General features: G+C 36.8%; 18 protein-coding genes and 1 rRNA gene. 8 read left to right on the top strand and 11 right to left on the bottom strand.

The features are described from left to right. The 5 genes from F4694_RS31105 to F4694_RS31085 all read right to left on the bottom strand — a co-directional run. Positions 1-60, bottom strand: a 16S ribosomal RNA gene (locus tag F4694_RS31105); the annotation flags it as partial. Between the two features lie 297 nt (positions 61-357). After that, positions 358-498, bottom strand: coding sequence for a hypothetical protein (locus tag F4694_RS31100; protein ID WP_179603738.1), 141 nt, complete (start codon positions 496-498; stop codon positions 358-360). A gap of 91 nt (positions 499-589) precedes the next feature. Beyond that, positions 590-943 carry a fluoride efflux transporter CrcB gene (crcB, locus tag F4694_RS31095; protein WP_179603737.1) on the bottom strand — a complete coding sequence of 118 codons (354 nt, stop codon included), beginning with the start codon at positions 941-943 and terminating at the stop codon, positions 590-592. After that, positions 940-1326 carry a fluoride efflux transporter CrcB gene (crcB, locus tag F4694_RS31090; protein WP_179603736.1) on the bottom strand — a complete coding sequence of 129 codons (387 nt, stop codon included), beginning with the start codon at positions 1324-1326 and terminating at the stop codon, positions 940-942. The genes crcB (F4694_RS31095) and crcB (F4694_RS31090) overlap by 4 nt, the downstream gene beginning before the upstream one ends. A 30-nt stretch (positions 1327-1356) precedes the next feature. Next, positions 1357-2175 (bottom strand): hypothetical protein, encoded by an 819-nt coding sequence (locus F4694_RS31085; protein ID WP_179603735.1) that lies wholly within the window; start codon positions 2173-2175, stop codon positions 1357-1359. A gap of 300 nt (positions 2176-2475) precedes the next feature. On the opposite strand from F4694_RS31085, the gene F4694_RS31080 reads away from it, so the two are divergent. Further along, positions 2476-2919: a hypothetical protein gene (locus F4694_RS31080; protein WP_179603734.1), complete on the top strand. Its 444-nt coding sequence runs from the start codon at positions 2476-2478 to the stop codon at positions 2917-2919. A gap of 178 nt (positions 2920-3097) precedes the next feature. Here the strand turns inward: F4694_RS31080 and F4694_RS31075 are convergent, their stop codons facing one another. Further along, positions 3098-3772 (bottom strand): NAD(P)H-dependent oxidoreductase, encoded by a 675-nt coding sequence (locus F4694_RS31075; protein WP_179603741.1) that lies wholly within the window; start codon positions 3770-3772, stop codon positions 3098-3100. Positions 3773-3960: 188 nt separating this feature from the next. On the opposite strand from F4694_RS31075, the gene F4694_RS31070 reads away from it, so the two are divergent. Both F4694_RS31070 and F4694_RS31065 read left to right on the top strand, forming a co-directional pair. After that, positions 3961-4170 (top strand): DUF892 family protein, encoded by a 210-nt coding sequence (locus F4694_RS31070; protein WP_179603733.1) that lies wholly within the window; start codon positions 3961-3963, stop codon positions 4168-4170. Beyond that, entirely contained in the window at positions 4167-4505 is a 339-nt protein-coding gene (locus tag F4694_RS31065; RefSeq protein WP_179603732.1) for a spore coat protein, read from the top strand. Before F4694_RS31070 ends, F4694_RS31065 begins: the two co-directional genes overlap by 4 nt. Before the next feature lie 50 nt (positions 4506-4555). Here the strand turns inward: F4694_RS31065 and F4694_RS31060 are convergent, their stop codons facing one another. Both F4694_RS31060 and F4694_RS31055 read right to left on the bottom strand, forming a co-directional pair. Then, the gene (locus tag F4694_RS31060) at positions 4556-5434 is read right to left on the bottom strand and encodes a proline iminopeptidase-family hydrolase (RefSeq protein ID WP_179603731.1); all 879 of its coding nucleotides are present in this window, start codon (positions 5432-5434) and stop codon (positions 4556-4558) included. Positions 5435-5623: 189 nt separating this feature from the next. After that, positions 5624-6346 carry a TerC family protein gene (locus tag F4694_RS31055; RefSeq protein WP_179603730.1) on the bottom strand — a complete coding sequence of 241 codons (723 nt, stop codon included), beginning with the start codon at positions 6344-6346 and terminating at the stop codon, positions 5624-5626. A 228-nt stretch (positions 6347-6574) separates the two neighbouring features. Between F4694_RS31055 and F4694_RS31050 the strand changes: the two genes are divergently transcribed. The 3 genes from F4694_RS31050 to F4694_RS31040 all read left to right on the top strand — a co-directional run bounded on the left by F4694_RS31050 (position 6575) and on the right by F4694_RS31040 (position 7927). After that, complete coding sequence (locus tag F4694_RS31050) at positions 6575-6817, top strand: glutaredoxin family protein (RefSeq protein WP_179603729.1); 243 nt, start codon at positions 6575-6577, stop codon at positions 6815-6817. Positions 6818-7019: 202 nt separating this feature from the next. Next, on the top strand, positions 7020-7277 hold the full coding sequence (locus F4694_RS31045) for an HPr family phosphocarrier protein (RefSeq protein WP_179603728.1): 258 nt from the start codon (positions 7020-7022) through the stop codon (positions 7275-7277). Positions 7278-7456: 179 nt separating this feature from the next. Then, entirely contained in the window at positions 7457-7927 is a 471-nt protein-coding gene (locus F4694_RS31040; RefSeq protein WP_179603727.1) for a divergent PAP2 family protein, read from the top strand. Between the two features lie 5 nt (positions 7928-7932). Here the strand turns inward: F4694_RS31040 and F4694_RS31035 are convergent, their stop codons facing one another. Continuing rightward, the gene (locus F4694_RS31035; protein WP_179603726.1) at positions 7933-9132 is read right to left on the bottom strand and encodes an MFS transporter; all 1200 of its coding nucleotides are present in this window, start codon (positions 9130-9132) and stop codon (positions 7933-7935) included. A 306-nt stretch (positions 9133-9438) separates the two neighbouring features. Between F4694_RS31035 and F4694_RS31030 the strand changes: the two genes are divergently transcribed. Next, complete coding sequence (locus F4694_RS31030) at positions 9439-10158, top strand: cell wall hydrolase (protein ID WP_179603725.1); 720 nt, start codon at positions 9439-9441, stop codon at positions 10156-10158. 36 nt (positions 10159-10194) lie between these two features. Here F4694_RS31030 and F4694_RS32565 read toward each other — a convergent pair whose 3' ends face one another. Together F4694_RS32565 and F4694_RS31025 are read right to left on the bottom strand one after the other, a co-directional pair. Continuing rightward, complete coding sequence (locus F4694_RS32565) at positions 10195-10329, bottom strand: hypothetical protein (protein ID WP_257029509.1); 135 nt, start codon at positions 10327-10329, stop codon at positions 10195-10197. Positions 10330-10446: 117 nt separating this feature from the next. After that, a complete protein-coding gene (locus F4694_RS31025) occupies positions 10447-10902 on the bottom strand; it encodes an SRPBCC family protein (RefSeq protein ID WP_179603724.1) in 456 nt (151 codons plus the stop codon). Between the two features lie 149 nt (positions 10903-11051). On the opposite strand from F4694_RS31025, the gene F4694_RS31020 reads away from it, so the two are divergent. Further along, complete coding sequence (locus F4694_RS31020) at positions 11052-11888, top strand: RMD1 family protein (RefSeq protein ID WP_179603723.1); 837 nt, start codon at positions 11052-11054, stop codon at positions 11886-11888. Positions 11889-11931 lie beyond the last annotated feature (43 nt).

The following is an 11931-nucleotide window of genomic DNA, read 5'->3' as shown; positions in this document are numbered from 1 at the left end:
TTGCATGTATTAGGCACGCCGCCAGCGTTCGTCCTGAGCCAGGATCAAACTCTCCAAGAAAGTTGATTAGCTCATTTGTTACGTTGGCTAGTTTCCATAGAAGAAACTAATAATTTTTGTTGACGTTCTTGTTTGTTTAGTTTTCAAAGAACAAAAGATTACTATTTTTAAAAAAGTGACGAAAAATATATTACCACATCGATATCACCGATGTCAATAATATGTTTCATTTTGTTTATCCCTCTGAAGGGAACTTTTATATAATAACACCCTCCCACATCTTGTTCAATAGCAATTTTATCCAATTAAAACATAGAAAAGGAGCTGCTGCCTATGCAACAACCCCTGTTGTTTAAATTATTGACCCTGCCCGCCGTTTGGTGTCACTCTGCGAGTATGGTCACCTTCAAAATTGTTTTTTCGAGCATTTTCTACCTTATCATTAAGTAATTGCTTTTGGTCTACTTCTGTTGAAGGGGTATACTTTTTCTTAGACATCGTAATCCTCCTATTAAATCGTATTTTCCCCTCTTATTTTGCATTCTTTTTTGAAAATTAATCATCAATATCATCATGATTTACTTATATACTAAATCATAAATCCCATAGCTGCGGTAAGAATACTTACTATTACTGAAGTTAAAACATATATACCTGCTAAAAATTTTTTATTAGTTTGCAATAAGGTAATCGTTTCATAACCAAACGTCGAGAAAGTGGTATAGGCTCCGCAAAAACCAATTCCCAAAAAAAGCCACACCCAATCACTTATTTCATTTGTCATATGAAGTTTATAAAGGATACCCAATAGTAAGGATCCAGTAATATTTATTATCCAAGTTCCCAATGGAAAATGTCCAGTTTTCTTTTTATTAATAAAATTACCCAATAAATACCTTCCTGCTGCACCTAATGATCCTCCTATACCAATTAACCAAATCAATGTGATTCCCCTTTTCCCTCGTTAACTACAGCAAATTTTAGGCCAAAGTACGCCATCAGTATCCCCAAAATAATACTGATTAAAATATATAGGACACCATAGGCAGTCTCTCCATTTTGAAATAAAAGGATTGTCTCTACAGAAAAGGTTGAAAAAGTAGTAAATGATCCGATAAAACCCGTTCCAATTAATAAAGTTAATTCCGGTTTTATATTTTTCCTGTTGGTGATAAACGTAAGAAACCATCCAAGAAAAAAACAACCTAGGAGGTTTATTAATAAGGTACCTAGAGGAAATCCTTTATTTGTTTGAATCCATTCTCCTATCCCATATCTAGTTAATGCTCCCAAAAAACCTCCGAGCATAACAGAAATTAATTTCAATACATTCAGCCTTCTTTCAATTGAAAACGTTCACCAGAATGATCTCATTTTATATAAAAATAAGGATATCACTAGTGTAATAAAAGAAAAAAGTAGCGCAATACTTGAAAAAGCTAATACATAGGTATTATATTCGGTTAATTTGACAATCAATCTATAGGTATCTATATCCAAGAAACCAGCGATAAGATTTATTATAAACAAGACTAAAAATATCATTTGCAGCCCTCTAGAAGCACCGTTGATGTCGGCCTTACTTAACGATATATGTGAGGAAATACTAACAGCAAATACTAGAAATAGCCAAAATAACGGATTAAGTAAATTGTCTAATGTAAAGAGACTTTCCGTAATCGCAAGAGTTGCATTCACAATTACCGTTAAGTCAATGCTTCCAGGAGAAACATGGTTACTAATATACGTACTAAAACTGTAAAAAGATTCAGGTACCAATACGTACATCCCCAGCATCAATGCACCAATCCCGCTGAAAACGGGTCCCATTCCAATGAAAAAGTTTCCGATCTGTTGATAGATACTACTCGGATTATATTGGTGCTCCACATAACCAAGAACACCATTAGGATTGTTTAATTGAAGGAATTTAACCTTGGTAACTCGGTGTCCCCAAATGAAACACTGAAAAAGATGACCGAGTTCGTGAACGGGTGTACCTATCCAAGCAGTAGCCAATACTCCCCGTGGTCCCAATGCTTTATATAAAAACTTATTCGAGTATTTTTCTAACACGCCTAATAAGAAACCAACACCAATTAAGAATCCTAAAAGGAAAAATAATTCCACTAGACTTAACATTAAAGTATTTAAAACAGACTCAAGAAACTTCACCTATTAATTTTTCCTCCCTAAGGTCCTAGACATCCTTCCAAACATAATTTGATTATAAGCTTTATATTGTAAGTCCTTATCCACAGCTGGAAATCTTCAAAATAGAGATTGAGTTGTACAATCTCTTTATATATTCCTCCGATACTATAATCATAATGTAATAACGAATTATACCATATTTTTCTTATTCTTGTTTAATTTTGGACGAATTGTGCAGGAATCTCAGTAACCAAGTGCATATGCTGATAATGGAAATTTCAATTATATGATTAAAACAATATATTTAAGGAGTGTAAAAGAATGTCACCTAAAGGAAAGCGTAAAAAGAATTACCGTAAGGAAGAATCTTCAGACATCCATGTTGAGGACAAGCAGTTCGATAAAAAAAAGCACCGTAAGGATAAATCTTCAGACGTCTATGGTGAGGACAAGCATTTTGAAAAAAAGAAGCACCGTAAGGATGAATCTTCAGACATACATGTCGATGACAAGTCGTTAAAAAAACAGTATTCCGATGATAACCAGCAAACTGAATTTGTATATTTTGATCCATCTATTATTCAGGAGGCAGACGTATTCCAGGCTCCTTCACAACATTCCCTTGTATCACATGAAAATGATGAAGTCGAAGCAGTAGATTATGAACTCGAAGCTATAGAACAGTATTTCGATGTAGAAGAACAAGAAGCTGAAGCAGCAGATCATGTTGTAGAAGCTAAAGAACAGGATGAAATGAAGGAGTAATAGCTAGTAAATTAGACATTGAACTTAAAAAATCCACCATAATGGTGTATTTTCAGGCTGTCGAGAAACTCTCCACAGCCTTTTATTTATCCTTAAAACTTTAACGATCATAATATAATTAAGAATTATAGGACGGTGGATTAAATATATAAGCAAAAAGCAGGTCACGGGGATGTATTCATTTCACCCATTGAACAACTTGATCCATTGTCTTTCTGGTTTTGGGACGGTGTGGGTCTTCTTCCCGGTAACCAAATGCAGCCATTACGGAAGCACTCAAATTTCCGTTTTCTAATAAACCCTCATTTTGGAGGATTTCGTTAACAGCCCTATAATCAAAACCTTCAATCGGACAAGAATCTATACCAATCAATGCAGCTGCTGTCATCATGTTTCCCAAAGCGATATAGGTTTGCCTGCAGCTCCAATCCAATAAGGCACGTTCACTATCTAACATGGGCAAATCAAATTCTTGAAAACTTTTCGTTCGTTCTAGTAAACCACTGAGAATTTCTTCAGGAAACTGTTTAACCTTTTTCAGATGTTCAATTACGTATCCGGAATCATACCTTACATCGGTTCTTGCAAGTATTACAACGAAATGACTCGCTGTCAGTAGTTGACCCTGTGCACCCCAAGATACCTTCCTTATTTTTTCTCGTAATGTCTCGTTTTGGATAATTAGAAATTTCCAAGGTTCAAATCCGATTGAACTTGGAGACAATCTGCCTGCTTCCAAAATGAGGTGAAAATCCTCGTCTTTAATTTTTTTTTCGTCATTGAATCGTTTGGTTGCATGGCGAAAATGAAAGGCGTCTAATATTTCTTGCTTACGAGTTTTTGTATCAAGCATTGGAATTCCCTCAATTCGATTATTTTCCATTAAGTTTTCCTTGAGCTTAATCATTAATCCAGGTATAGACAGAACAAGATTTTCCACCCCTTTTATACTCCTAAATCCACTTATTCCCTTCAATTAATTTATTAGGTCGGGTCAAACTAATTTTTGTGTGGTAAATACCATTCCAAGGAGGAAACGCAGTGAACACACACTATTTAGCACCGCATGAAACATACGAGTTACATGAATTGCTCACGTTTAAAAACCTTTGTTTAACGAAATCATCAACAATGAGTGCACTTGTCCAGGACCCTCAGCTTAAAAATATCTTGCAGCAAGATGTTACTAAAACAACGGGTCAAATCCAACGTATCCAAGAATTTATGACTAACAGAGGTGAACAATCATGAATGGAATGATGCAGAATATGGCAGGCATGGGGGCAATGACTGATCAAGTCGTTGCAACGGATTTTTTAATCTCCGCAAAGACAGGGGTAAAAAATATTGCACTCGCCTTAACTGAAACCTCTACACCAGAAGTAAGAGATGCATTAAAGCAATATCTAATGGATGCAGTAGATACTCACGAACAAATTTCAAAGTATATGGTAGATAAAGGCTATTATCATCCAAATAATCTTTCTGAGCAACTAGGCGTCGATCTACAAGCAGCTCAAACTGCGCTCAACTTAAATCAGTCTCAAAACCAGTCTCAAAATCAGTCTCAAAATACTTCTTCATAAAGAAAAACACCCGCCCTTTCTATTAGGCGGGTGAAAATATATTATTTATATCACTTGGAGTCAACAGTCTTTAAAAAGTCTCCTACTACTTGTAAGAACTCTTCCTTCTCTTCGAAATATGCCATATGAGCACTATTTTCGTAAACATGGAATTGCCCATTTGGTACTAAACTGCTAAAGTATTCCGTCGATTCAGGTGTTGCTTCATCATAACGTCCACAAGTAAATAAGGTTGGGCAACTGATTTCATTGAGTCGATTTGTACAATCAAAATATTTTAGATTTCCTTTTACACTGAACTCAGAAGGCCCCCACATAATGTTGTAAATCTCAGGATTACGATAACCTGCCCCTTTTTTAACCCACTCGGGATCTGGTTCTGCCTGTACTCTACAAACAAATACTTTATTGAATTCCTGAATGGCCGCTTTAAATTCCTCGGAATCCGTCGTTCCCTCTTCTTCACATCGGGTAATGCTTTCCTGAATATCAATAGGAAGCATTTTTAAATTCTCTGCCTGGTCCTGCTCCCAACGCGGTGCGCTTAGACATGGGCTTGAAAGGATAACACTTTTCACACCGCTAGGTTTTGTTAAACAATAGGAAGCCGCAAGGGTTGTACCCCATGAATGGCCTAAAATATGAACTTCATCCAATTGTAAAGCTTCTCTAATTTGAGCAAATTCTTCCACAAAACGATCAAGCTGCCAAAGAGAAGTGTCACTTGGCCGGTCTGACCTACCGCAGCCTAATTGATCGTATAAAATAACCGGTCTATCTTTTTCAAGCGCTTGTAATCCTTCTAATGAATAACTTGAAGAACCCGGTCCGCCATGTAATATAATGACTGGGGTTGCTTTAGAATTTTTATTAAATATTTGATACCAGACTCTCCCGCCTGTAACCTCTATGTATCCCTCTTCACGCATGAATCTTCCCCCTATGACACAAAAATGATAAGTAATGCGTTATTATTTTACCTTATTAAAAATAAGTAGAAAACTCTTTTACTTATGCATGTGCAGGCATTAAGAGATATTTCCAAGTACAAAACAAAAAAATGACTATCAAAACGAAAACAAGTTGATAGTCATTTGTTTTAGACAAATGTGTTTGATTTATTTGGTGGCAACCCTTCCCCTAAAAAAATGTACGAGGAATGTTCCAAGAAAGATACTAATTAATAAGCTAAAGAAGATTACTTCGTGCATTTGGAAGCCAAAAGCTGCACCTATCATTCGTAACCCAATCATGCCGATTAAGACAAATGCAGTAGTTTCGAACTCAGGGACTCGTTCGATCAGTGCTAAGAATAGTTGAGCCACGCCTCTCATCATTAGGATTCCCAGGATTCCTCCCAAAAAGAGTACCCAAACCTGATTGGATACACCAAAAGCGGCAATGACACTATCAATACTAAATGCGATGTCCATCAGCTCTACCGTTAATACTGTACTCCAAAAACCAACCGTCTTCGTTTGAACCTCTTCCTCCCCATCCTTTTTCTTAAGGAAATTCTGAAGGACAATCCATAAAAGATAGTGACCGCCAATTATTTTAATCCAGCCAATATTAACTAAGGTAACACCAATGCCAATGGCGACAACACGGAAAAGATAGGCCCCTATTATTCCATAGAACAGTGCTTTCTTTCGCTCCTTCTCGGGCAAGTGTTTAACCAATACAGCTAGAACTAACGCATTATCAGCGGACAGTAATCCTTCTAAAATGACTAAGGTTCCAATAACTCCCCAACTAGCAGGATCCGTTAATACTTTTCCCAAAGCTTCTAGTGATAAAAACGATCCATAATTTGCGATGATTTCTTGTAAGAACTCCATCTCCTTGCACGTATCTCCTTTTCATGGATTTTCCCTGACGTAACGGCTTGTCATCTTACTGTATATGTATGTTAAGCAAACGATAATATGAACCTTAAATAGATATGGAGTAGTACATGAAACCTAAGCATATATCTTTTCGTTTGTAAAAATATAATTAATGAAGGAATCAGGTGATGGGACTTTTTTTAATAATTGTAATAAAATGAACTGAAGGAGGAATGTACTATGCGTAAGGTATTTATTTATACACAAGAAAGCTGTGGTCCATGTACAGCTGAAAAATTATGGTTAAAGGACAATGGAATTGAGTTTGAAGAAAAAAATATTAGAGAAAACCCTAAATATTTAGATGAAATTGTTGAATTAGGTGCATCTGCCACCCCAGCTACTGTAGTTGAGGATGAAAATGGTACAGAGGTTGTTTTTGGCTTTAACCAAGAAAAATTAGCGGAACTTCTGGGAATATAAATAGAACGTATAAATGCGGTCATTCCAAATAGGAGTGACCGTTTTTTGTTATGTATTTTCATTTTGGTCGCTTTTGTCTAATTTTCTAACATACAATCGTGTTAGCAAACTAGATTAAATGACTAAATAAATCATATTTAAACTTTATCTAACATACATAAAAGAGTGTAATTTAACTTGAATCTTAAGGGGGCTTCCTCAAATGGTACTAAAAACAATTCAACTTAATCGAAAGGCTGGGCTAGACAGTCGCGCAATTAACAAACTGGTTCAGGTCACATCCCAATTTGAATCAGATATCTATCTGACTTACAATGGGCATAAAGTGAATTGTAAATCTATAATGGGCGTTTTATCACTCGCCATACCAAATAATGCAGAAATCAGTTTAGAGGCATCTGGCTCCGACGATCACGAAGCAATTAGGCAATTAATAGAAACCATAGAATCATTAGCTTAACCCCCAAATCACAAAAAAAGTAAGAGTGACCAAAAGAGCCACTCTTACTTCTTTGTTTATTGATATTTTCTTACAACCCTATTTTATCATAATTCTTCCACATTCTTCATGTTTCATGGGGATAAATAGAGGTTATATTTGATAATATAAGTACATTGACTAACATTCAGGAGGTTATTATGTTCTTATCCTGTCCGATAGTAGCTGCTTTTTTGGGCATGTTCCTTGCCCAATTCGTAAAAGTACCGATTCACTTTCTAGCTTCAAAAGAATTGAAATGGAAATTAATGTTTAGTACTGGCGGAATGCCTAGTTCACATACTGCGATGATTGTTTCATTAACTACCGCAATTGGTTTAATGACAGGGTTTCAATCAAATGAATTTGCTATTTGCGTTGTCGTAGCTGCGATTGTTATGCATGATGCGATGGGTGTTCGAAGGCACGCAGGTTATCATGCAGAAATACTAAACACACTTTTAGCCGATTTTAACAGTCTGATTGAAACACTAAAAGACCCCAATTTAAAGAAACCGGAGTCTAGAGAAAAATTAAAAGAGTTATTAGGCCATCAGCCAACTGAGGTCTTTTTTGGGGGCATAACTGGTATCATTGTCGGTGTCATTACTTACTATTTATATCCCTTTTAATTATGTCAAGTAACTTTTGTTTTAAGTTCACGATTTAAGTCATTTGCATGCCAATAAGCCACACCAGTTGCAGCCAGTAGTAAGAAACCTGTTACCACAAACACAGTTTGTACAGGGAAAATACCGCCAAGGATCCCTCCGATTATCGGTCCAATCATCCCGCCAATTTGATTAGAGGTTTGGTGTAAACCAAAAGCTCGCCCACGAAAATCGCTTTGTGTCGACCTAACTACTAGTCCATTTAACGCCGGGAAAACGGCACAGAAAAAGACACCGAAAATAAACCGAGTAATCGAGAATCCCCAAATATTACTGAAAACAATTTGGGCGATGGTTCCGATTCCTCCACCCATTAATCCAATAAAGAGAATTTTTTGGAAACCAACTTTGTCCGCCCATTTCCCCCACATAGGGGCAAAAATGACACTTGCAATACCAGGTAGAGAAAAAACAATACCCGCTAGTAACGAGGCATGCTGGGAAGAACCTCCAAGCTCTACTATATATAATGGAAGAACTGGTTCGATTGTCATGATAGAAGCAGATGTAAGGCTGGTTAATCCGAGAACCATCATTAAAGAACGGTTTGAAAGTGCCAATTTAAAATCATTTCGAATGGAACCTTTCTCCTTACTAGGAGTGAAATTTTCCTCCGTTACGAAAAATATTACGAGTAAGGTCGAAATGAGCGAGAACATTCCAGCACTTCCAAATGCCACGCGATTCCCTACTAACGAAGCAATCCCCCCGCCCAAGAGCGGTCCAACAATACCCCCTGAAGCCGAAGCAGAGGATATCATCGAAAGAGCGTACCCTACTTTATTGCTTGGTGTATTGGTACCGACTAATGCGATTGAACCAGGGATGAACCCACTCAACAAACCTTGCATGATTCGCAAACCTAACAACTGATAGGGATTGGTAACAAAGGCAGTTAACGTATAGACGAGAAACAGTGCAAACCCTGCCCGGATTAACAAGGGCTTTCTTCCATATTTATCTGCGACCCTGCCCCAAAACGGTGAAGCAATCGCTCCAGCAAAAAACGCAGCACTAAATAGCAAACCAGCCCAAACTTCCGTGTGATCATGCACACCAATTTGAAGCAGGAAAATAGGCAAAAACGGGATAACCATGGAAAAACTTGCTGATACGAAGAAAACCCCTATCCATAGTACCCACAAATTACGCTTCCAAATAAGCACGCAAATCCATCTCCAATATGATTGATAATTTTAATATTGTAATAGTAGCATAATCACCATTTATTTTCATTCCCGAAATATTAGATTTCAGAAATAATTTCCAATCCCTACATTTTACATGCAAAATATTCCTCTATACCGTAAAAATGGTTGGATTATGACAGGATTATAGGCATAATGTCATATTTCCATCGTTGCTGTAATGTTGTTCATCAAACCATAAAGAAATGTAACCTTATCGTTCTGTATATCGTCTGCCTCCCCATGTTAGTGTTATATCATACAAAACATCAGGAGGTAGCACACATGAAAAACACTTATTTTAAAAAAGTTGCGGTAGCTTGTGTAGCTACATTTGCATTTATCGGGATACACAACTCGACAGTTGAAGCGATAACTCAATATGAAGTTGTAAATGTAGAGAGCCTAGTAGATATTGGACAAGCCTATGGTCCAATCATGAATGAACTGAATCAAGAAAATAACCAAAATGATAACCAAAAGGAAATCATTCTAAATAAACCTGATCCAGCAGTAGAGCAATCTGCCGAAAAGAAGGTTGAAGAACCTGCTGCATCGGAGCCAGAAACAGCTGAACCGGAAATGGCGACTCCAGAACCAGCAGCTGAACCAGCTCCTGCTACACCTGCGGTTACTATTTCAACTCAAGAGAAAGACTTATTTGCGAGATTAGTAGAAGCAGAAGCAAAAGGCGAATCATATGAAGGAAAAGTTGCGGTTGCGACAGTTGTTTTAAACCGAGTGGATTCTCCTGAATTTCCAGATACAGTAACAGGTGTTATTAATGAAGTAGTTGGAGATGCATATGCCTTTTCACCCGTACAAAATGGTGAGATAAATAAACCTGCATCAGAGGAATCAATTCGCGCAGTTGAAGAAGCTTTAACACGACAAGATCGTTTAAATGATTGTATATATTTTTATAATCCAGAAATTGCAACTGATTCTTGGATTACCACTCGCGAAGTTGTAAAGACAGTTGGAAATCATGTATTTGCAAAATAAAGGTAAGAGCCGTCTATAACGGCTCTTTTTGCTTTTTTATTTGTCTTTTTCGTAAGCAATAACCACAACTTCTTTATTTGCTTGTTCACTTAATTTTTCTTCTAGTGATTTGATTTCACTTACTAAATTTGATGATAAATCTGCAGCTACATAGTCCTTTTCGTTGGCCATACGTATCTCTCCTTTTTATTTTTAGTATTCATCATAAAGGAGAAAGTATTACAATCCTTTTTTCAAATGGAATGGATAAAACTTATTTTTTTCATTAGAATATTTACTAAGATATCTTTAGATTGTTACAGCAGGTAAAGTTTTTCCGGTTTCTAAAAGACTTTTCAAATTGCTTATTATCGCTGGCCAGCCGTTGTTCAATCCTTCAAAGGTATCATCTCGATCGACTAAATCACCAGGCTGGAGATCTTCATGTCTAAGGATAAGTTTTACAGTTTCCTTCATCGGCTTTAATTCAAAAGTCACACGTGAAGGCAGTTTCCCTTCGACACCATCGCCAACATAAGTCCAGGTAAAGGAAAGTACACGATTATGTTCAATCTTTAGGATTTTTCCATAATCGGAAACCTGTCCATTGCGAGAATACGTAAGTTCACTCCCTTCCTGCCAATCTGATTGAATACTGCTTCCAAAGAAGTATTGTTCGGTATACTCGCTGCTCGTTAAAGCTTCCCAAAGCTTTTCAGGTGTAGTCGCTATGTATGTAACGTAAACAAATGAATTTTCAGTCATGGTATCTCTCCTCCGAATTTTTTCAGGCTTTTATACTAGTACATCATAATTAATTCTCTTTCCTTTCCACTTATCCTTCATTATTTTACCTAAACGGTTCATATGCTAATATAGATACGTAACAAAAATACCTGAGATGAGTGGTGAATATGAGAGATTTAACCTTTAAAGCATTTGCGATAACCAATGAAATTGATCTGAACAAAATCGCCGTTCATTGTGGAATACCAAAGAAATTCACCTGGGAGGAGCCATTAATTTTAAGGGGTGAAATATTAAAATCAATCCTCTATAAAGATGTGGACGATTCACAAATGGTTCTAGTATTTTCCTTTGGCAGCATTGTCTTCATTAATCACTCAACTCCGAATGAGATAACTGCTTTATTGAACTACCTCCACTCCTTCGAGCCAGACATTGAGGTTAAAAACGCAGACCGTTACAGCGACGATTACAGCTTGCATATAAAAGAAACCGAAAGCATTGAGTTAACAGATGAATATGTTGTCGTTCCTGAATATGAGGATTACTATCCTGAATTAATTTCTACTGTATTGGCAAAGTCTGTTGCGTTGGAAAAAACAGAAGAACAGCTGGGGCAAATTAATGATAAGCTCGAAACGATGATTGACCGGTTAGAGAAAGGTAAGCTGCGAATCGGTAATAAGGAACTTGCAAGGACAACAGCAAAAATTATCCGTCATGAGTATAATACCCTTGCATACATCATGATTCTCGATAAGCCCGACATCACTTGGACAAGCAGTTCAGCCGGTGAATTTTATGATCGTATGCTCGAGTTTTTCGAATTGAATGATCGTTATAAGATTTTAAAAAGTAAAACCGAAATACTCTATAACATTATGGATGGATTTTCGACTATTAGTCACTCCATTCGTGGACTTTTCGTAGAATGGATTATTGTGATTCTCATTCTTTTTGAAATTGTTTTATCATTATTAGGAATAGCAGGATTGCTGCCATAACAGAATTGAAATAGAGCCCCTTATTAGCAAATGAATGGACTGC

The sequence above is a fragment of the Neobacillus driksii genome, from assembly GCF_013409995.1.
In the GTDB taxonomy this organism is placed as follows: Bacteria; Bacillota; Bacilli; order Bacillales; family Cytobacillaceae; genus Neobacillus; species Neobacillus driksii.
The sequence above is the reverse complement of the archived record's forward strand: the minus strand, read 5'-3'. Positions and strand labels throughout refer to the sequence as shown.

Bases quoted from the DNA above. Each gene is read 5' to 3' on its own strand.
- F4694_RS31100 (WP_179603738.1), bottom strand. From the start codon at position 498: ATGTCTAAGAAAAAGTATACCCCTTCAACAGAAGTAGACCAAAAGCAA.
- F4694_RS31080 (WP_179603734.1), top strand. From the start codon at position 2,476: ATGTCACCTAAAGGAAAGCGTAAAAAGAATTACCGTAAGGAAGAATCT.
- F4694_RS31075 (WP_179603741.1), bottom strand. From the start codon at position 3,772: ATGCTTGATACAAAAACTCGTAAGCAAGAAATATTAGACGCCTTTCAT.
- F4694_RS31065 (WP_179603732.1), top strand. From the start codon at position 4,167: ATGAATGGAATGATGCAGAATATGGCAGGCATGGGGGCAATGACTGAT.
- F4694_RS31060 (WP_179603731.1), bottom strand. From the start codon at position 5,434: ATGCGTGAAGAGGGATACATAGAGGTTACAGGCGGGAGAGTCTGGTAT.
- F4694_RS31055 (WP_179603730.1), bottom strand. From the start codon at position 6,346: ATGGAGTTCTTACAAGAAATCATCGCAAATTATGGATCGTTTTTATCA.
- F4694_RS31050 (WP_179603729.1), top strand. From the start codon at position 6,575: ATGCGTAAGGTATTTATTTATACACAAGAAAGCTGTGGTCCATGTACA.
- F4694_RS31045 (WP_179603728.1), top strand. From the start codon at position 7,020: ATGGTACTAAAAACAATTCAACTTAATCGAAAGGCTGGGCTAGACAGT.
- F4694_RS31040 (WP_179603727.1), top strand. From the start codon at position 7,457: ATGTTCTTATCCTGTCCGATAGTAGCTGCTTTTTTGGGCATGTTCCTT.
- F4694_RS31030 (WP_179603725.1), top strand. From the start codon at position 9,439: ATGAAAAACACTTATTTTAAAAAAGTTGCGGTAGCTTGTGTAGCTACA.
- F4694_RS32565 (WP_257029509.1), bottom strand. From the start codon at position 10,329: ATGGCCAACGAAAAGGACTATGTAGCTGCAGATTTATCATCAAATTTA.
- F4694_RS31025 (WP_179603724.1), bottom strand. From the start codon at position 10,902: ATGACTGAAAATTCATTTGTTTACGTTACATACATAGCGACTACACCT.
- F4694_RS31020 (WP_179603723.1), top strand. From the start codon at position 11,052: ATGAGAGATTTAACCTTTAAAGCATTTGCGATAACCAATGAAATTGAT.